At 55.2% G+C, this 18,748-nt stretch carries 18 protein-coding genes; 5 read left to right on the forward strand and 13 right to left on the reverse strand.

From position 1 onward, the window contains the following. Nucleotides 1–177: 177 nt before the first annotated feature. The 3 genes from CIK78_RS02180 to CIK78_RS02190 all read right to left on the reverse strand — a co-directional run bounded on the left by CIK78_RS02180 (nucleotide 178) and on the right by CIK78_RS02190 (nucleotide 2,973). Nucleotides 178–777 (reverse strand): CBS domain-containing protein, encoded by a 600-nt coding sequence (locus tag CIK78_RS02180; protein ID WP_096276781.1) that lies wholly within the window; start codon nucleotides 775–777, stop codon nucleotides 178–180. Between the two features lie 106 nt (nucleotides 778–883). Beyond that, nucleotides 884–2,296: an ATP-binding protein gene (locus CIK78_RS02185; protein WP_096276783.1), complete on the reverse strand. Its 1,413-nt coding sequence runs from the start codon at nucleotides 2,294–2,296 to the stop codon at nucleotides 884–886. Then, complete coding sequence (locus CIK78_RS02190) at nucleotides 2,293–2,973, reverse strand: response regulator transcription factor (protein ID WP_096276785.1); 681 nt, start codon at nucleotides 2,971–2,973, stop codon at nucleotides 2,293–2,295. Before CIK78_RS02190 ends, CIK78_RS02185 begins: the two co-directional genes overlap by 4 nt. Nucleotides 2,974–3,229: 256 nt before the next feature. Here CIK78_RS02190 and CIK78_RS02195 point away from each other — a divergent pair, with 256 nt between their 5' ends. Beyond that, entirely contained in the window at nucleotides 3,230–3,697 is a 468-nt protein-coding gene (locus CIK78_RS02195; protein ID WP_096276787.1) for a c-type cytochrome, read from the forward strand. 73 nt (nucleotides 3,698–3,770) lie between these two features. On the opposite strand, the gene rep is transcribed toward CIK78_RS02195, so the two are convergent. Beyond that, the gene (rep, locus tag CIK78_RS02200) at nucleotides 3,771–5,840 is read right to left on the reverse strand and encodes a DNA helicase Rep (protein ID WP_096276790.1); all 2,070 of its coding nucleotides are present in this window, start codon (nucleotides 5,838–5,840) and stop codon (nucleotides 3,771–3,773) included. Nucleotides 5,841–5,971: 131 nt separating this feature from the next. On the opposite strand from rep, the gene CIK78_RS02205 reads away from it, so the two are divergent. After that, a complete protein-coding gene (locus CIK78_RS02205) occupies nucleotides 5,972–6,442 on the forward strand; it encodes a tRNA (cytidine(34)-2'-O)-methyltransferase (RefSeq protein ID WP_096276792.1) in 471 nt (156 codons plus the stop codon). Here the strand turns inward: CIK78_RS02205 and pyrE are convergent, their stop codons facing one another. Continuing rightward, entirely contained in the window at nucleotides 6,443–7,108 is a 666-nt protein-coding gene (gene pyrE, locus CIK78_RS02210) for an orotate phosphoribosyltransferase (protein ID WP_096276794.1), read from the reverse strand. A gap of 141 nt (nucleotides 7,109–7,249) precedes the next feature. Between pyrE and CIK78_RS02215 the strand changes: the two genes are divergently transcribed. Further along, complete coding sequence (locus CIK78_RS02215) at nucleotides 7,250–8,017, forward strand: exodeoxyribonuclease III (RefSeq protein WP_096276796.1); 768 nt, start codon at nucleotides 7,250–7,252, stop codon at nucleotides 8,015–8,017. A 104-nt stretch (nucleotides 8,018–8,121) separates the two neighbouring features. Here the strand turns inward: CIK78_RS02215 and rph are convergent, their stop codons facing one another. From rph to CIK78_RS02245, 6 genes are all read right to left on the reverse strand, one after another. Further along, the gene (gene rph, locus CIK78_RS02220) at nucleotides 8,122–8,871 is read right to left on the reverse strand and encodes a ribonuclease PH (protein ID WP_096276798.1); all 750 of its coding nucleotides are present in this window, start codon (nucleotides 8,869–8,871) and stop codon (nucleotides 8,122–8,124) included. A gap of 101 nt (nucleotides 8,872–8,972) precedes the next feature. After that, nucleotides 8,973–10,529 (reverse strand): FGGY family pentulose kinase, encoded by a 1,557-nt coding sequence (locus CIK78_RS02225; protein WP_096276800.1) that lies wholly within the window; start codon nucleotides 10,527–10,529, stop codon nucleotides 8,973–8,975. Nucleotides 10,530–10,541: 12 nt separating this feature from the next. After that, nucleotides 10,542–11,531, reverse strand: a complete 990-nt coding sequence (locus tag CIK78_RS02230; RefSeq protein WP_096276802.1) for an ABC transporter permease — start codon at nucleotides 11,529–11,531, stop codon at nucleotides 10,542–10,544. Beyond that, entirely contained in the window at nucleotides 11,528–12,526 is a 999-nt protein-coding gene (locus CIK78_RS02235) for an ABC transporter permease (RefSeq protein ID WP_096276804.1), read from the reverse strand. The genes CIK78_RS02230 and CIK78_RS02235 overlap by 4 nt, the downstream gene beginning before the upstream one ends. Beyond that, a complete protein-coding gene (locus CIK78_RS02240) occupies nucleotides 12,519–14,006 on the reverse strand; it encodes a sugar ABC transporter ATP-binding protein (RefSeq protein WP_217990262.1) in 1,488 nt (495 codons plus the stop codon). Before CIK78_RS02240 ends, CIK78_RS02235 begins: the two co-directional genes overlap by 8 nt. 93 nt (nucleotides 14,007–14,099) lie before the next feature. Beyond that, nucleotides 14,100–15,083, reverse strand: coding sequence for a substrate-binding domain-containing protein (locus CIK78_RS02245; protein WP_255249080.1), 984 nt, complete (start codon nucleotides 15,081–15,083; stop codon nucleotides 14,100–14,102). A 310-nt stretch (nucleotides 15,084–15,393) separates the two neighbouring features. On the opposite strand from CIK78_RS02245, the gene CIK78_RS02250 reads away from it, so the two are divergent. Then, entirely contained in the window at nucleotides 15,394–16,407 is a 1,014-nt protein-coding gene (locus CIK78_RS02250; RefSeq protein ID WP_255249081.1) for a substrate-binding domain-containing protein, read from the forward strand. Between the two features lie 117 nt (nucleotides 16,408–16,524). Further along, the gene (locus tag CIK78_RS02255) at nucleotides 16,525–17,388 is read left to right on the forward strand and encodes a YicC/YloC family endoribonuclease (RefSeq protein WP_096276813.1); all 864 of its coding nucleotides are present in this window, start codon (nucleotides 16,525–16,527) and stop codon (nucleotides 17,386–17,388) included. A gap of 319 nt (nucleotides 17,389–17,707) precedes the next feature. Here CIK78_RS02255 and uraH read toward each other — a convergent pair whose 3' ends face one another. Then, entirely contained in the window at nucleotides 17,708–18,118 is a 411-nt protein-coding gene (gene uraH / locus CIK78_RS02260) for a hydroxyisourate hydrolase (RefSeq protein WP_096276815.1), read from the reverse strand. 53 nt (nucleotides 18,119–18,171) lie between these two features. Beyond that, the gene (locus tag CIK78_RS02265; protein WP_096276817.1) at nucleotides 18,172–18,666 is read right to left on the reverse strand and encodes a heme-binding protein; all 495 of its coding nucleotides are present in this window, start codon (nucleotides 18,664–18,666) and stop codon (nucleotides 18,172–18,174) included. Nucleotides 18,667–18,748 lie beyond the last annotated feature (82 nt).

Here is an 18,748-nt window from a genome sequence, read left to right on the forward strand (position 1 = left end):
AACCTAAACCGTATAAACGGGCCCTAAAAGCTAAACTGCCCCCTCATTGATAACACAATGAGGGGGCAGTTTTATGAAAGTAACTTTATGAGAGCAATTTAATACACTTAACCCAGCACAACCCGTGTAAAAAAGTGAAATAAGCGGTATGGGTTACGCTTCAAAAGAGATCAATTTTTACAGATCATGGCCCGTGATAACTTGGCAAATTTCGGAAAAACTCTTTGCCATCGGGACGGGGTTAATGTCTTTACCCACGGCGTTCTGTATATCGCTTGCTGAGATAAGGCCGCGAATTCTCAGTTCTTGGTTATCGTTGAGCTCGGTAATCAATAGATGCTGATCGGTAAAGCTTTCCATCGATAGTACTAAGTCTTCAATCGTCAATGAGCCCAGCTGTGAAACGGGCATGGCGCTAAGCTTTTGCCAAGGTGTCATGATCATTTCAGCCGTGACTTCCTCGCGATTGAGATTGCGCTGTTGCATCGCAAGATTAATCCGCCGAGAGCCAATCACTTCTTTCGAGGTGATAACGCCAATACAGTGCGCGCGCTTATCCATCACGAACAGTAGACGTATGCCACCGTGGCGCATTTTTAGATGAGCATCGTCTATTGGGGTGTCTGCATCGACGGACTGAGGCATTAGCTGAGAAAAATCAGTCAGCACGGTCATCGCAGGGCTAGTGGGTAATAGCCGCTTGGGTGCAGGCATTGCCAATATTGGTGTGGTGCTTAATTGGGTCAATGGCTTAGGTGAATATGTTACTTGGTTCATTAGGGCCGCTCCATGTGGAGAAAAGGTGAATTCTGAGTATCGGGTTCACCGTGTTATTCCACAGTTGCATTCAATTCTTACCGCAACCTTAAGAGATTGATAAATTTTATTGTGTAGCGAGCAATTTCAGCAGCTCATGCTCGGAAGGCTGCGGCAGATTAATAATAACGCGCAGCCCTGCGCTGGGTGACTCTTCAAGCTGTAGCGTACCGCCATGGCGCGTTACTAAACGCTCCACAATAGAGAGGCCCAACCCTGAACCTGCACTGGGGCCAGAACGCTGAAAACGTTCAATGACTTTTTTGCGTTCGCTTAACGGTATGCCGGGGCCTTGGTCATCAACGGTCAGCTGAAACCCCTGTGCCGTTGCTGCCAGCGTGATACTGATCACGCTTCGGTTGGGGGAGTGCTGAATGGCGTTACCGACTAAGTTCTGTACCAAGGTTTCAATTGCCCCCGGCTCTTCTAACATTAGCCAAGCCGCGCGTTCATCCGCTTCTAGTAACAGCTGCTGACCGCGCTCTGTGGCCAACGGGGACAGCTTAGCCAGCGTCTCGCGGACTTCACGTAGCAGATGCGTATGGCGATAATCGGGCAGCGCTTCTTCTTCGGGCTCTAAGCGGGCGAGCGTTAGTAGCTGCGTGACTAAGCGCGTTGAGCGGGCAACGCCACTGCGCAAGTGGCTTAATGCTTCTTGACGGTCCTCAATATTATCGGCCGTCAGCGCATTTTGCGCGTGTAAATCGAGCACGGCTAAGGGCGTGCGTAGCTCATGGGCCGCATCGGCGATGAAGCGCTTTTCACGTATGCGCATCAGTCTAATTCGTTTTAAAAGCCGATTGAGTGCTCCAGCAATGGTGTTTAACTCACGAGGCAGTGGGCTTAGCGTTAGCGGCTGTAAATTGTGCGGGTCGCGGCTGCGAATTTGATCTGCCATGCGCGATAGCGGGGCTAAACCCCAGCCGATGGACCACCATAAAAAAGCAGTCAATAATGGCAGCCCGATTAAGTCAGGCATCAGTGTACGCAGCGCCACGGCTCTAATGAGCTCCCCACGGACATCTTCACGTTCGCTGACCACGATTCGCTGAGTAGTATTTGATACTTCTAATACATAAATGCGCCATTCATGCTCATCGATATGCAGGCTAGTGAAACCAGGAGGGTGGTCAGCAAGATTGGCGTCAGGCGCATTGGCTGAGCGCAGTAATAAACGGTCATCTTCCCATAGCTGAAAGGCTAATTTGCTTTCGTAACGCTGTCCTGCAAAGCGTTTATCCCACTGCTTGGCACGCTGTAAAGCGTTATCCAAACTATTAAGCAGCGCGCCGCGATACTCTTCCGGTAGCGGCGTTTGCAGTAATCCGTCTAGCAGGCGCGCGTTCTGGGCCAGGCTGGCATCATAAAGTTCTTCGACTTCGTGAGCCGCGTAGCGATAGCTGATAAAACCAATTACCAACATGCTGAGACCAAATACCAGCAGTACAAGCCCCAGGGTGCGTTGTCGGATAGAGGTCACGGGCGTTCATCCTGGCCGGTTTTATCCATTACGTAACCAATACCGCGCAGTGTGCGAATAAGCTGAGGAAAAAACTTTCGCCGCAGATGGTGAACATGTACTTCAATCGCATTGCTTTCCACATCCTCGTCCCAGCCATAGACAAGGCGCGTTAAGGTATCGCGCGTGAACACCCGCCCAGGATGCGTCATAAATTCTTGCAGCAAGGTTAGCTCGCGACGCGATAGCACTACCAACTGCCCCTGGTAGCTGACCCGCATCGTCAGTGGGTCAAGATGAATACCACGGCACTCCAAGGCGCTATTAACCTGGCCATTACTGCGCCTCAACAGGGCGCGCAGGCGAGCCTTTAATTCGGCGACTTCAAACGGCTTGGTTAAATAGTCGTCGGCGCCAGAATCTAGTCCGGTGATGCGGTCATCCACTGCATCTCGAGCGGTCAGCACTAGGATTGGCACACGATTACCCTGGCGCCTCACCGCTTCCAACACCTGTATGCCATCCATTCGCGGTAAGCCCAGATCAAGAATAACGGCATCAAAAGGCTCACCCTCTTTTAACGCGGCCAGCGCAGTGACACCATCCTTAAGGTGGTCCACCGTGAAATGCTCAGGCTTTAACGCCAAGCGAATGCCCGATGCCAAGCTGGGGTCATCTTCTACCAATAATATCCGCATGGCGGGGTGGTTACTCCTCTACATCAACCGCAGCCACTAAGCATCGAAAGAGATAGCGCATAAAGGCTCTGATTGTCAGGATAAAGGTTATAGTCTGTAGGTTGATAACCTAGCACGCTTTATTACATTTCTTGCGCTTTGTGTTGCCGCTATACTCGTTCAATACGCACGCCTTGGCATCCCGGCAGTATTGATGTAGACGCCCTCAGGGGTTTAAGAATAAACGTTAAAAGACCGTACTCAAGAGGTGGTGAGAGTGAAAGCGAAGGGAATGATCAGCGGTCTAGTGGCTCTCAGCGTGCTTACGGGCGCGGCAGGTGTATTTGCTCAAGAAGACGAGCGTGAGGCGATGGCCAAGCGTTTAGCGCCGGTAGGTAAGCTGTGTTTACAGGGGCAAGCGTGCGGGACAGCCGTTCTTCTGGCTGCTGCTGATGTTGCTGTAGAAGAAGAGGCGGCCGCCAGCGAAGCCGATTCCATTAGCAGCATCGATACTGCCGCACTGTATACCAGTGCGGGTTGTGCTGTGTGTCATGCTAACGGTATCGCGGGCGCACCGAAGATGGGCGATTCAGCGGCCTGGACGGCGCGTTTGGCAAAAGGCACTGACGAATTATATGCCAGTGCGATTAATGGTATTGGCGCCATGCCCGCAAAAGGCGGCCGTCCTAATCTTTCTGATGAAGAAGTGATGGCGCTTGTCGATTACATGATTGCGGAAGAATAATAATCGGCAGTGCTGAAATAACGCTTTAGCTTATCCACAGGGCGTTTTGGCTATCGGCCTGTGGATGATTTTATTATCCAAGCAGTGAGCGCAGCCCGGCAATCGCGTCTTTACCCCGCGCCTGCTTCTTTTCAGGGTCTTCTTTATCCGCACGGCCTTCCCACTCTAAATCCTCGGCGGGCAGTTCTTCTAAAAAGCGGCTTGGCTGGCAATCCATCAGTTCTCCATAGGCTTTGCGCTGGCGGGCAAGCGTTAGCGTTAGCGTGCGGCGTGCTCGGGTGATGCCGACATACGCTAGTCGTCGCTCCTCCTCAACGGTGCCCACTTCAATTGCGTTGCGGTGAGGCAATAGGTCTTCTTCCAAGCCCAGCAGATAAACATGCGGAAACTCCAAACCTTTCGAGGCATGCATCGTCAGTAGCTGCACTCGATCAGAGTCATCTTCTTCGGCCTGCTGTTCTAAAATATCGCGCAGCACTAGGCGTGAAATCGCGGCTTCAATGCCGTCGGTTTCCGTCTCAGTGGCATCGGTATCGTCTTCAGTGTCGCGGTTGAGCGACTTCTCTAGCTGATCGATCAAAATCCACACGTTGGCCATGCGCCGCTCGGCGACGGTGGGCGCGCTGGCGTTTTGATACAGCCACGCTTCGTAATCCATATCCCGCAGCATGTCGCGAATGGCGGCAATGGCATCGCCTTGATCCATGCGTTTACGCACGCCATCAATAAAGTGGGTAAAACGCGACAGCCGCTCGACGGCCCGGGTTGGCAGAACCTGCTCCAAACCGAGCTCATGAGAGGCCGCAAACAGCGAAATTGAGCGCTCAGTCGCATAGTTGGCGAGCTTTTCAACCGTACCTGGGCCCACCTCACGGCGTGGCACGTTCACAATGCGTAAAAAGGCGTTGTCGTCAGCTGGGTTAATCAGCAGGCGCAGATAGGCCATGGTGTCTTTGATCTCGTTGCGCGAGAAAAACGACGTACCGCCTGAAAGCTTGTAAGGAATCTGGTAGTGCTGCAGCTTGAGTTCTAACAGCCGAGCCTGGAAGTTACCGCGATAAAGCACGGCAAAATCGCGCCAGTCGGCCTTTTCTTTAATACGCCGAGTCAGCATTTCGCTGGCGACGCGCTCAGACTCGGCCTCTTCATGGCGATTCACAATCACCCGAATAGGCGCACCGTCGCCCATATCTGACCACAGCGTCTTGTCATAAATATGAGGGTTATTGGCGATCAGCGTATTGGCCGCGCGCAGTATCGTGGCGGTAGAGCGGTAGTTCTGCTCCAACTTGATCACTTTCAGGCGCGGAAAGTCTTCACCCAGGGTAATAAGGTTTTCAGGGCGAGCGCCGCGCCAGGAATAAATCGACTGGTCATCGTCGCCTACCACGGTAAAGGTGGAGCGCTCGGCCATTAAAAGCTTCACCAGCAGGTATTGGGAAACGTTGGTGTCCTGATACTCATCTACCAGCATGTAATGAATTTTACGCCGCCAGCGCTCTAGCGCCTCCGGGTTGCGCTGTAGCAGTACCACCGGCAGCAGAATCAGGTCGTCAAAATCCACTGCGTTGTAGGCTTTTAGATGGCGCACGTAGGCTTCGTATACCCGTGCAGCAAAGTGCTCATCGTCATCTGCCGCAAATGAGAGTGCATCGCTGGGCAGCACTAAATCATTCTTCCAGGTGGAAATTTTGCTCTGCACGGCGTTGATCTGCTCGGCATCTACCTGGGCATCTTTGTTCATTAAATCGCGCAGCAGCGCCTTGGCATCTTCCGGGTCGAACAGTGAAAAGCCCGGCTTGTAGCCCAGTGTTTTCAGCTCACCGCGAATAATATTGAGCCCCAGTGTGTGGAAGGTAGAGACCGTTAGCCCGTGACCTTCTTTACCGTGAAGCATCTGGCCCACGCGCTCTTTCATCTCACGCGCGGCTTTATTGGTAAAAGTGACCGCGGCGATCCTACGTGCGCTCATTCCACATTCTTGGACTAAATAAGCAATTTTAGTGGTGATAACGCTGGTTTTGCCCGACCCTGCGCCCGCCAACACTAAGCAAGGGCCATCAATGTAGCGCACGGCCTCTTGCTGGCGTGGATTTAGCCCTTTAATGCGGCTAAGAATGCTCTTAGGTGTTGAGGGCGTCATGGCGAAGGTAGTCCTCTGCGAGTGCTGCACGTTATTTCGCGTACGATTTTAAGTGCTATTTTAAGTGCTATTTCGATTACAATCGGCGGCGCTTAGTAAATGCATAACGGGTGAACAATAGGCAGGTGGAGATGTTTGACGTAGCGCTTTTTGAACCACGCATGGCGCCCAATACAGGCAATATCATGCGCTTAGTCGCCAATAACGGCTGCCGACTTCACCTGATTGAGCCACTTGGCTTCGACTTAGAAGAGAAAAAACTGCGTCGCGCCGGGCTGGATTACCGTGACCTCGCCAACGTTACTCGCCACGCGGATTTTAGCGCCTTTCAAGCGGCCATGCAGGGCCGACGCATCTGGGCGATTACCACCAAAGGTACGCGACCCTATAGCGATGCTGACTTTGCTCCCGGCGATGTGCTGCTATTTGGTTCTGAAACCGCAGGACTTTCGCCCCAAGTACATGAAGTGCTAACCGCTGAGCACAAGCTGCGCCTGCCCATGCAGCCCAACAACCGCAGTCTTAACCTTTCTAACGCCGTGGCTATTGTGAGCTACGAAGCATGGCGCCAACAAGGATTTGAAGGCGCGCTGCCCATCTAATCAGCTGGCAATGCCGTAGCGATCACGATAAGCCCTAATCGCTTCCGCGTAGGCCAGCATCTCGCCACCGGCGTGTTCTTCAAGGTAAGTAAGCACTTGCTCTAAGGTAACGATACTCACCACCGGCATTGAATACTGTGCCTGTACTTCCTGAATCGCACTCTGTTCGCCCTGGCCACGTTCTTGACGATCAAGCGCAATGATCACCCCGGCAGCACGCGCGCCGCTTTGCTCAATCAGGCTCATTACTTCGCGAATCGCCGTGCCTGCGGTGATGACGTCATCAATAATGAGAATATTGCCGGAAAGCTCCGCGCCAACAATGTTGCCACCTTCGCCGTGGGTTTTGGCCTCTTTGCGGTTGAAGGCGTAAGGCATATCCTGGTCGTGGTGATCGGCCAAGGCTGCGGCCGTGACCGCCGCCAGTGGGATTCCCTTGTACGCTGGGCCAAACAGCACATCAGCGTTTAGGTCGCTATCGACAATCGCCTGAGCGTAAAACCGTCCCAGCTTGGCCAGCGCTCGGCCGGTTTGAAACAGCCCAGCGTTAAAAAAGTAGGGACTAACGCGACCGGATTTAAGCGTAAACTCGCCAAACTTAAGCACACCTTGCTCAATGGCAAAGGCAATGAAATCGTGCTGGTAGGGTTGTAGAGTGGTGGCCACGGCATTCCTCACTAGGTGGTAAGTTTAAATAGGTACGAAAGCAACAATAAAAGTGGGGTAAATGGCAAGTTTTAGTCGCTGCCTTTACCCAAACGTCTAAACGTCGGGTATCATACAGCAGCGACGCAAAAGGGACGATTTATGAAAATTGCCAGCATCAATGTTAATGGTATTCGTGATGCCGTCGAGCGTGGCTTCCTGGACTGGCTGGCTCAGCAGGATGTCGACGTCGTATGTGTGCAGAATATTAAGGCGAAAAGTTTTGAACTGGGTGACCACATTCTGTATCCGGAAGGCTATGAAGGCTACTTCCTGGATGCCGAAGAAGACGGTTTCTCCGGGGTGGCACTTTATTGCCGCAAAATTCCCAAGGCGATTATGTATGGCCTCGGGTTTCCTCAGTGTGACCATGAAGGACGTTTTCTGCAGGCGGACTATGAACGCTTCAGCATTGTCTCCTTTTTGATGCCTGACGGAAGCGATCAAAAAGCTAAGCAGGCGTTTATGGAACAGTACCAAGAGTACCTGACGAAGATGTCGCGCAAACGCCGCGAATACATCCTCTGCGGAACTTGGCATGTTGCCCATAAAACCGTCGACTTGGCCAACTGGTCGGACAATCAACTGACCTCAGGCTTCCGCCCGGAAGAGCGCGCCTGGATGGATCAGGTGCTTGGCCCTACCGGGTTTATCGACACCTTCCGCGAAATTAACCGCGATGCGGGTGAGTACACCTGGTGGCCGAAGCTTGACCAAGACGTGCCCCGTGAACGCCAAGAAGGTTGGCGGATCGACTATCAATTAGTCGGCCCCAACTTCCGCCGCCACGTGGTTGACGCGTGGATTGATTACGATGCGACTTTCTCCGAGTTCGCACCGCTGATCATTGAGTACGATCTAGCGCTTTAAGCGCTAGTCAGCGCACTTTTCCCGCGTCGCAGTAGTTTTAAGTGGTAACTAAGCAGCAAGCCGACCCTTAGGTCGGCTTGCTGCGTTTTGGCGTGCGTTAACGTTTAGTCACGAATTCCCAGCGCTTCACGCTGGTGGTCGCGCAGCGTATCGCCCGCTTGCTCGGCTAAATCGAGCATACTGTTGAGCTCTGCGCGGCTGAAGGAACCCGCCTCGGCGGTACCCTGCACTTCGATCAGTTCGCCGTTTTCGGTCATCACCACGTTTAAATCGGTATCGGCTTTGCTGTCTTCCGGGTAGTCCAGATCCAGCACCGGGACACCCTTATAAATGCCCACGGAGATAGCACTAACCAGCTGCTTGAAAGGATCGCTTTTGATCTTCTTCTCTCGCTGCAGGTAGCGGATAGCATCCATCAGCGCTACACAGCCACCGGTAATCGCCGCGGTACGCGTACCGCCATCGGCCTGAATGACATCGCAGTCAATGGTAATGGTGAATTCGCCCAGCTTCTTCAAATTCACCGCTGCGCGCAGGCTACGGCCAATCAAGCGCTGAATTTCTAACGTACGGCCACCTTGCTTACCGCGAGAGGCTTCACGATCACTGCGCGTATGGGTAGCGCGGGGCAGCATGCCGTATTCAGCGGTAACCCAGCCCTGATTTTTGCCGCGCAGCCAGCGTGGAACACCGGCTTCTACGCTGGCATTACACAGCACTTTGGTGTCGCCAAATTCCACCAGGACAGAGCCTTCCGCATGACGGGTGTAGTCACGAGTCAGGCGAATGTCACGGAGCTGGTCGGCTTGGCGGCCGCTGGGGCGAACAACATCAGGACGCGTAGCACTGCTCACAAATAACACCTCTCTACAAAAAATCGCATTACAAGGAAAAGCCGCCCATTGTACACGTCTGAGCGCGCGCTTATGTGTTTAAGGCCCGCGAACGGTGGTTGTTAATCGAGCCGTCCAGCGTAGAGCTGCTTGAAAGCAGCATATCGCGCTGCATGTAGCTCATATGTTGCTGGATCAGACGCCAGTACCTGCTCGCCAGGGGATAGCTCGCTCGCAACTCTCAATACATCGCCATTAGCGTTTGCAGCCATCGCCGCCACGGCAGCCCCGAGCAGTACCGGTTCGGGTGCATCCGATAGGATAACTTGGCAGCCGGTGCCGTCGGCATAAAGCTTGCGCAGTAATGCCGAGCGGCCGTGGCCACCGCTTAAGTGCAGTGTATCGATGGCATAACCATGCGCATTCAGTCGCTCGATAATCGCTCGGGTGCCGTATACCAGCGCGGTGGCGGCAGCCCAGTAGACCTTAATAAAACTCTCCCGCGGGGTATCTAGCGTGAGCCCGGTAATCGTGCCGCGAATGTCCGGGTCCGCCAGCGGAGAGCGATTACCGATGAAGTCGGGGCAGACGTGAGTATGCGGCGCAGGATCGCCGTTTTTCAGGCGCTCAAGCAGGACCTCGGAGAGCGTGCCGTGCACATCGTCGCCAAATTCGCTGCCCGCGGCGAACATCGCTACGAAGTGATCCAGCAGCGCCCCGGTAATACTCTGCCCGCCTTCGTTGGCAACAAAACCGTCGCATAGCGCACCTGGATAGGGGCCCCAAACGCCGGGTACTTCTCGCCGCACGGGTTGGGCCCCGATATGGCAGGTGGAGGTGCCGCCAATCACTGCAAGGCGCTTCTCGGGGGCGTCGGTTAGGCTCCTGCCGAGGGTGCCAAGGGCACCGGCATAGGCATCGATCATACCGACCGCGAAGGTGCAGTCAGTGGTGAGGCCCAGGTCGGCCGCCGCCGCCGCCGTTAATTGCCCCAGTTTTACTCCAACGGGGTGCGCTTGGTCACTTAAACGGGCGCGTTCAAGTACATCCTGCATACCGATTTGATCTAGAAAGTCGTGGTCCCAGCCATATCCAGGGCGTGGATCAAATGTCCACTTGCAGGCGAGCATACAGACTGAACGCTCAATGGAGCCTGTGCATTTAAAGCCTAACCAGTCGCCGAGGTCTCCAGCGTAGCCAATCTGGTTGTAAAGCTCTGGGCGGTGGCGCTTGAGCCACATTAGTTTGGGCATCTGCATCTCGGGCGACATCACGCCGCCCAGATTAGCCAGTGGTGCGGCGTGGGTGGCCGTACACTCGGCGGCCTCAGCAGTGGCGCGGTGATCCATCCAGACGATGATATTCCATGCCTCATCGCCCGGTGAGAGCTCAAGCGGCTTATCTTGCTGATCCAGCAGCACGAGCGAGCAGGTGGCGCTCACCGACATGCTGGTGATGGCGTCGGGCGCCACGCCCGCAGCCTCGCGAGCACGCTGGGTGGCACTGCATACTGCGTTCCATATATCCGTGGAGCTCTGCTCTACGTGGTGTTCGGCAGGGCGATGCATCGCAATGGGTGTTTTCGCCTCGGCAAGCATCACGCCATCAAGCGTGAAAATGCCCGCCCGCGCGCTGCCAGTGCCGATATCGATACCCAGAACATGTTCTTGATGACTCATGGAAAACCTTACTCACGACTGTTTGATAAACGGCATACGCAGTGCCATCACAATAATTAGAAAAGCACCCCATACGGCGGTGGCTAGATGCTGGCTGGCGCCCATCAGGTTCATACCAGAGGCGATCACCTGCAGGCTCATTAAGCCCAGTACCAGTGGCAGTACGCGGCCAAAGCCGCCAAACGGGTTCGCCCCGGCTAGAAAACAGGCCAGCACGGTAATCAGTAAGTAGCTCTCGCCGTGGCCTACGCGCACGGAGTTGAAGCGAGCGAGCATCACCATGCCGGCGAGACCCGCGAGCAGACCGGAAAGGGTGTAGACGGTCATCAGCACACGTTTGACGTTAATGCCCGAGTACTCGGTAGCGCGGGGATTGGAGCCGAGCATATAGATCGAGAAACCCGTGCGGGTGAAGTGCATGACGTACATCAGCCCGGCCGCGGCGGCGAGAAAGATCAGCATGGGAATCGGCACGCCCAGCAAGCTTCCGCTCCCGATGGTTTGAAACACCTCCGGCATACCCGAAATACCGCCGCCGCGAGTTAAAAACTCACCCACGCCCTGAAGAAAAATCATCGCGCCTAGCGATACCAGAATGGGGTGCGCGCCCACGTAGGCAACGATAAAGCCGATTAAAAAGCCGGCGGAGGCGCCCACGAGAAGCCCGACCATAATCGCCATGGGAACGCTCAGTATGCCCAACCCCGCCAGCAGCCCCTGTACTAACCATGCGGTGGTGAGCCCCGCCATATTGGCGGTAAAAGTGACCGAAAGGTTGAGCCCGCCGGAAATAATCGGTACCAGCATCGCCAGCGAAAGTAGCCCAAGCTCCGGCAACTGCATCGACATCGAGTTAAAATTAGTCGCGGTGAGAAAGCCCGGTGCCAGCAGTGAGAAAAAAACGATGCTGGCAATTAAAAGGGCCGTCATGGCCATCACTTCAATGGTATCGCCACCCAGACGTATGCCAGCGCTGGATGGCGTGTTCAGAGGCTTATTCATACGTTTTTCGCTCTGGTTGAACGGGGCAACAGATTGCCCAGGTTACTGGTCGTAATAGCGATCAAAATAATTAGCCCGACAATCATGCGGAAGGCGTAAGGAGTAACGCCCAACAAGTTCAGGCCATTTTGCACCACGGCGAGCAGCAGTACGCCGAGCACTGCGCCAAGCACCGAGCCACGCCCGCCGCCCAGCGTCGCGCCGCCCAGCACGACCGCGGCCAAAATGGGCAGCTCCTGGCCTATCAAGGCGTTGGGCACTACCTCCTGTACAATATGTGCCTGCATCAGGCCCGCTACACCCGCGCATAGCCCCAACCAGCCGTAAGCAAAGGCGTGAATTTTCCAAACACTCACACCTGAGCGGCGGGCGGCCTCGGGACTTGAGCCAAATCCGTAAATAGTGCGTCCGAAGCCGGTACGCGCCAGAATGAACCAGGTGAGCACGACCATCACTGTCATGACGGCAGCGGGGAAATAGAGTGTGGCCGAGCCGCGCTCTGCAGGCAGATCGAGCAGTGGAATCGAGTAGTAGAGCCAGTCGGGAATATCGTAAATCGATACGCCGCCCGTGAAGTACATCAGCAGCCCGAAGAAGAGATTAAACGTACCGATGGTGACGATAATCGAGACAATTCGAAAACGGTGAATCAGCAGCGCATTAAAGAGCCCCAGCAGGGTGCCCACCAGCATTGAGAGCAGGATGCCCAGCGGCCAGCTGCCGCCGCCCAACGTATCGATCAGCACTGTCATCACCACGTACTGCACCACCGAGGCCGCCACCGCGAAGGAGATATCAATGCCCCCCGCGATGAGCACGACCACCAGCCCAACGGCAAATATGATATTGACTGACTGATTGTTAAGCAGATCAAACAGGTTCTGAAGACTTAAGAAACTGTCAGTGGTCAGCGCCAGCACCACTGACAGCGCCAGAATAATGCCCAGCAGCACCCCTTCGGTGCCGATACGTGTGCGCGATAAAAGATTACGCATTGATGATTGCCTCCAGCGCTTCTTCCGTTGTTTCTGAGGGGATCACCTCAGTGGTAATGCGCCCCTCCCGCAGCACCAGCGCGCGGTCGGCATTCATCCAAATTTCCCCCGCTTCGTCGGAGATCAAAATAATCGCCACGCCCTGATCGGCAAGATCACGGATGATGTCGAAAATGCCGGATTTCGCTCCTACATCGACGCCAATGGTCGGGCAGTCGAGAATCAGCACTTCAGGCTTGGTCGCCAGCCACTTGGCAAGGGCGATGCGCTGCTGGTTACCCCCGGAGAGCGACGAGACCGCAAGCTCTGCATCGCTCACCTTGGTCTTCAGTTGCTCGACCCAGTGTGCGGTCAGCGCCCGGATGCGCCGCGGCGAGAGAAAGCCGCGCGGCTTCTCAAGTGAAGGCAGCACGGTGACGGCGCTGTTCATGTTAATCGACTGGTTTTGTACCAGGCCCAGGTGAAGGCGGTCTTCGGAAAGGTAGGCGATCTTGTGACGCACGGCATCGCGATTGGAGCGCAGCTTGAGCGGCAGGCCATCCTTGCGCATCTCGCCCGACGTGGGGCGGGTCATGCCGAAAATGGCATGGGCGATCTCGGTACGCCCGGCACCCAGCAGCCCCGTCAGCCCCAGGATTTCCCCGCGATGCAGGGTGAAGGAGACGTCCTCGAATTCGCCTTGACGACTCAGGTGCTTAAGCTCCAATACCGGTTGACCTTGATGGGTTTCAGCCCGGGGGGTGAACTCAAGCTCAAGGCCGGTCATCAGTGTGGAGAGCCTTGCCTGGGTCATCCCCACGGTGGGATAGGTGCCCACGAGCAGGCCGTTGCGCAGCACAGTGACGCGCTGGCACACCTCAAGCACTTCTGCCAGCCGGTGGCTGACCAGTACTATCGAAATGCCCTTTTCTGCCAGCGAGCGGGTAATCGCCAACAGCGCCTGCACCTCTTTGTAGGTGAGGGAAGCGGTGGGCTCATCCATAAAAATAATGCTGGCGCCTGCGCGCAGCACGCGGCAGATTGCGACCAGTTGACGGTGGGCAATCGAAAGGCCGTCCACGCGGGCGGTAGGGTCTAAATTGAGCCCAAACTGCTGAATAATCTCGCGCGACTGCGTCAGTGCCTCTTTATAAGAGATCGGCCGCCACGGCGTTGAAACGTAGTCATCAAAGACAATATTCTCCGCGACGGTTAAGTGCGGAAAGAGCGCAAGATCCTGCCAGATGACGTGGATGCCCCGGCTGCGCGCCTCCATCGGGCTAATAGCTGAGAGGGTTTCATCGCCAAACGTAAACTCAATGCCTGGTTCAGGCTTGTAAACGCCGTTGATAATTTTAATGAGGGTACTTTTGCCACAGCCGTTTTCACCTGCAAGGCAAAGCACTTCACCCCGGCGAAGTTCGAATTCGACATCATCCAGCACCCGGCTTTGCCCGAAGACCTTGCTAACATGACGCGCTCGAATCGCGATCTCGCTCATCGGCGGCTCCTCTCTAGACATGACGGCTCTCTTAACATAACTGCCGCGCTCATTGAGCGCGGCAGCGTTGACACCAAATGAATAAGCGCGGTTTTACAGGCCGAGCTCTGCCAGCTCATCCACGGTCTCTTTATTGAGCTCCAGTGGCTGCGAAGCAAAGATTGTGTGGCCGTCCAGGGTGATGTCGCCGAGCACCGGAAGCTCAGCCCCATCGGTAATTTCTTCGCCGTTATAGAGCATCTCACCCAGGGCAACGAACGCTTTGCCTGCCTCCAAAGGGCTCCACTGGAAACCACCGGTAATCACGCCTTCATGCACCAAACGACGCCCCTGACCCGGTGAGAAAAGCCCCAGCACGGCGACATCGCCCTCTAGGCCACGCTCTTTAACCGCACGCGCGGCACCGATGGTGCCTTGACTGCCAAATGACATAATGCCGGCCAGGTCTTCATGAGCGCGCAGCAGGTCAAGAGTGGTATTACGGCTATCGTCGACGCTCTCGGCCACACCGAAACGTTCTGCCGCTTGGGTCAAGCCTGCGCAGTTTTCATCCAGCCAGTTCACGGCAGCATCTGCCCAGGCGTTATGTGCAGGCACGCTTAGGCCGCCCACATAAACAGCGTAGGAGCCTTCGCAGCCCGTGGTTTCAGCGAGCAGTTTGGCGTGCTCTTCGCCAAGCTGCTGCGCCGAAATCATCTCAAAATCGTAGTCGATATTGACCGACTCGGGGCTCTCGTGGGTCAGCACGATAATGCCCTGCTCACGCGCGCGCTCAAGCACCGGCTCGAGTACTTCACGGTCGTTGGGCACCACGCCGATGACATCGACGCCGCGGCTGATCAGATCTTCAATCGCGCGTACCTGCAGGGCCGGGTCGGCGCTGGTGGGCCCGACCATGTAGGCCTCGACGCCCAGCTCTTCACCCATCTGTTCAATGCCCATCTCCATGGCATTGAACCAAGGAATGCCGCCTACCTTCGCCACCACCGCGATAGTGGGGGACGCCTGAGCCATTACGCCACTGCTGCCGATGACGCTTGTGAGTGTGACGGCGGTAAGAAGTGCTTTATATTTCATTGTCATTGTCATTGTCATTGTCATTGCCTGCTTGCTGTTGGCTAGCCCAGCCAGTGGAATGGGGTGCATTGAAGCGTTTTGACGGTGCCGACATGCGTTGTCCGATGTCAAAAAGGCATCGATGCTTTATGCCTTAAAATGTTAGGAGAGTGTCATAACGCTGAAGGCGTTGAACGTTAATCAAGCGATGCGTAAACACTCCGAATTTGTTCTCTTAACTTAGCATGCACAATCGGTTGTGCATTATACAGCATTGACCCATTATGAAATCACGTCAATGCTACTTTTATCTATTTCAAGGAGCGGTTACGTGGTAAGCGAGTCACCTAAGCGGCTAACCATTTACGATCTGGCCAGGCTTGCCGACACCTCGCCTAGTACCGTCAGTGCCGTGCTCAACGGCTCTTGGCAACGGCGTCGTATTAGCCAAAAGCTGGCCGACAAAATCCTCTCTCTAGCCGAAAGCGAAGGCTATTCTGCCAATATGCAGGCACGCGCGCTGCGCCGAGAGCGCTCAGGTATTATCGGCATGATTCTGCCGCTCTACGACAACCGCTATTTCAGCTCGATTGCCCAGCATTTTGAAGCCCAGGCGCGCCAGCGCGGGCTGTTTGCGATTGTCGCCTGTACCAACCGCGACCCGGCGCAGGAGCGCGAGGCGGCGCGCATGATGCTCGCCTACCGGGTCGAGTGTTTGGTCAGTACCGGGGCGACTGATCCCGACACTATCTCTGTGATGTGCGACGAAAGCGGCGTGGCGAGTATTAACTTAGATTTGCCCGGTAGTAAGGCACCTTCGGTGATTTCCGATAACCGGGAAGGCGCGCGGCAGCTCACCAACGCCATTCTTGACCGCTTGGCCGGGCAGGCTGCGCGTGACGACGCTATCCTGTTTATTGGCGGGCGAAGCGAGGATCACAATACGCGCGAACGTATCGCCGGTTTCTCTCAGGCCCGCGCTGAACGTGGGTTGTCCACCTCGGAGGCGGACATCCTTCCCTGCGACTATGCCGCCGATAAGGCTCAGGTCGCGTTAGAGGCATATATGCGCCCCCGCTCCACGCTTCCCAGCGCGATGTTCGTCAACTCAACGATTTCACTGGAGGGGGTCGTGCGCTGGCTTCAGCGGGGCGGTTATCAGCTAGATGACATGATTGTGGGGTGTTTTGACTGGGACCCGCTGGCCGCCGCGTTTCACCCTCACCTGATCATGGCGCGACAAAGCGTGGGCGAGATGATTGATCGCGTCTTCGAGGTGATTGATACGCCATCGCCGGACGCCCGTCTGCTCATCGAAGTGCAGCCAGACATCATTGGTGTGTGATCTTTGCCCCTTCGCACAGCACTGACCGCGCCGAATGAATAGGCGAGTGAATTGAAAACAAGAGTGGTGGCAAATGCTCTACACTTCCATCACGCCAATCTCTCTACAGGTTATTCAATGACGCACAGCATGACCGCCTTCGCCCGCACCGAGCAGGCCGCCCCCTTTGGCACCCTGCAGGTCGAAATTCGCTCGGTTAATCAGCGCTACTTAGAGCCACATTTCCGCCTACATGAAAGCCTACGGGATTTAGAACCGGTGCTGCGCGAAGCACTGCGTACTCGCCTGGCCCGTGGCAAAGTGGAGTGCAGCGTGCGGTTCGAGAGTTCCGAAACTGCTCAAGCGCCGGCGGTGAACGCCCAGCGGTTAAAAGAGATTGCCGACGCCCTAGTCGCCATTCAGCAGCAGGTGTCCAGCGCCGTGCCGCCCACCACGCTCGCGCTTCTCAATCAGCCCGGCGTAATGGAAACCCAACACCTGGATCAAGACGCCATCAAAGCCGCTGCTAAAACTCTGTTCGACCAGGCGTTGAATGAACTGATCGACGCGCGCGCCCGTGAAGGTGAAAAGCTCGCCGAGATGATCACCTCTCGCCTGACAGCGGTAAGCGAGCAGGTCGCTACCGTCAAAAGCCTGCTGCCGCAGATTCTGGAGCGCCAGCGCGCTCAATTGCTGGAGCGTTTGGAGGTCGCCAAGACCGAACTCGACCCGCAACGCCTGGAAGCCGAGCTGGTGCTGGTGGCGCAAAAAGCCGACGTAGACGAAGAACTGGACCGCCTAACCGCGCACATCGACGAAGTGCGCCACCAGCTCGCCCAGAAAGGCCCTAAAGGCCGCCGCCTGGATTTCCTGATGCAGGAGCTTAACCGCGAAGCCAACACGCTCTCGTCGAAATCTGTGGTGGCCGAGACGACCCGCTGTGCGGTAGAACTGAAGGTGCTGATTGAGCAGATGCGCGAGCAAATACAGAACATTGAGTAGATTATTTAGCACGCTGAGGAGCGTTGCCAGAACTATGTTTATGCGAGTGTGTGAAGTGATCGCGGCCAGTAACAGTAGACGCTTCAGCAACCTAATACGTTGCGATGAGACCATGGCAAGAGAGGTAACATTAATGCAGACAAAAATCGTATATCCACTATCCAGCTGCCTACCGACATGAAACATGGTACTTATTGACTGTGCTGGTATTGCCACAGAGGGCAAAATTGCTAGATCTTTTTCGCAAAATTAATCAGTAACGGCAGGCCTTAATGGCCCGCCAATTCCTTATTTTAAAACCACTTTTTGCGAGATTTACTCAGCTTCCGCGATAGGTAGAATACCCATAAGGGCTAAGCAGCAAAGGCACATGATAATGCTGCTCGGTATCGTCCACTTGGAAGGGCACGGGGATATTGGGGAAGAATGTGTCAGTATCATGCGCCTCAAACCATTCGCCAGTTTCGAATGTCACCCGATAAACACCGGATATGAACGTTTCATCGGCTGGATAAAGCGCTGATATACGGCCACTTTCGTCGGTAGTCGCGGTCGCTAACAATTCCCAACCGGTATCGGTGCGACGCTCAAGTTCAACGTCAACACCTTGTGACGGCTGACCGGTTTGAATGTTGAGCACATGGACGCTCAGCGGATTATCGGCCGCAAGCGCTGTCGTCGCGACACTGCTGAGAATAATACCGGCGAGTAGTGCAGAAAATGTTTTCATGAAAAATACCTTTATATCGTCGTTTTATGAAGATTGCAGTGAGTTAGGGAGCGTTAGCTATCGCCGATAACGTGTTCAATTGCCGTTAAGGCGCAACCCTCATCAATAGCAGAACCACCTGCACCAGCAACGCCGAGTGCTCCTATGAGTTCGCCCCCGAATCGTAGTGGTACGCCGCCACCTAACAACAGCAGCTCGTCTAGTGTGTTCAAGTTGGCTGATTCGGGATCCTGGCGAGCGTGCTCCGATAATGCACGGCTGGTGGTATTCGTCGACAGTGAGGTAAATGCCTTACGCTGCGCGGCCAACGTGTTGTGGGGGCCGATATTATCGTCGCGCTGCAAAGCGACCAGATTGCCACCGCGGTCAACAGCCGCCACGACAGCGGTCCGGCCATCGGCATGACAAGCTTCAAGAGAGGCATTCACTAGGCGATTAGCCATATCTAGCGAGAGGCTTTGCTGCTGGACAGGGCCTGTTCCGGCCAGCGCGCTGCCCGCCACTAAGAGGGCACCGAGCAGTGGCAGTCGAGCAAATCGTGATGTCATGAGAATATCCTTGTGAGTTGATGGTGACATCCTGACAGGCCGAGTGCGTCAATTACCTGACGGCAGCATTACAGATTTGTAA

The sequence above is a fragment of the Halomonas sp. JB37 genome, from assembly GCF_002332255.1.
Classification (GTDB): domain Bacteria; phylum Pseudomonadota; class Gammaproteobacteria; order Pseudomonadales; family Halomonadaceae; genus Vreelandella; species Vreelandella casei.

What these genes read in the sequence shown, in the direction of transcription:
- CIK78_RS02190 (WP_096276785.1), bottom strand. Translation starts at nt 2,973, where the DNA reads ATGCGGATATTATTGGTAGAAGATGACCCCAGCTTGGCATCGGGCATT.
- CIK78_RS02205 (WP_096276792.1), top strand. Translation starts at nt 5,972, where the DNA reads ATGTTTGACGTAGCGCTTTTTGAACCACGCATGGCGCCCAATACAGGC.
- CIK78_RS02180 (WP_096276781.1), bottom strand. Translation starts at nt 777, where the DNA reads ATGAACCAAGTAACATATTCACCTAAGCCATTGACCCAATTAAGCACC.
- CIK78_RS02245 (WP_255249080.1), bottom strand. Translation starts at nt 15,083, where the DNA reads ATGAAATATAAAGCACTTCTTACCGCCGTCACACTCACAAGCGTCATC.
- CIK78_RS02235 (WP_096276804.1), bottom strand. Translation starts at nt 12,526, where the DNA reads ATGCGTAATCTTTTATCGCGCACACGTATCGGCACCGAAGGGGTGCTG.
- uraH (WP_096276815.1), bottom strand. Translation starts at nt 18,118, where the DNA reads ATGAAAACATTTTCTGCACTACTCGCCGGTATTATTCTCAGCAGTGTC.
- CIK78_RS02215 (WP_096276796.1), top strand. Translation starts at nt 7,250, where the DNA reads ATGAAAATTGCCAGCATCAATGTTAATGGTATTCGTGATGCCGTCGAG.
- CIK78_RS02255 (WP_096276813.1), top strand. Translation starts at nt 16,525, where the DNA reads ATGACGCACAGCATGACCGCCTTCGCCCGCACCGAGCAGGCCGCCCCC.
- CIK78_RS02265 (WP_096276817.1), bottom strand. Translation starts at nt 18,666, where the DNA reads ATGACATCACGATTTGCTCGACTGCCACTGCTCGGTGCCCTCTTAGTG.
- CIK78_RS02240 (WP_217990262.1), bottom strand. Translation starts at nt 14,006, where the DNA reads ATGAGCGAGATCGCGATTCGAGCGCGTCATGTTAGCAAGGTCTTCGGG.
- rep (WP_096276790.1), bottom strand. Translation starts at nt 5,840, where the DNA reads ATGACGCCCTCAACACCTAAGAGCATTCTTAGCCGCATTAAAGGGCTA.
- CIK78_RS02225 (WP_096276800.1), bottom strand. Translation starts at nt 10,529, where the DNA reads ATGAGTCATCAAGAACATGTTCTGGGTATCGATATCGGCACTGGCAGC.
- CIK78_RS02230 (WP_096276802.1), bottom strand. Translation starts at nt 11,531, where the DNA reads ATGAATAAGCCTCTGAACACGCCATCCAGCGCTGGCATACGTCTGGGT.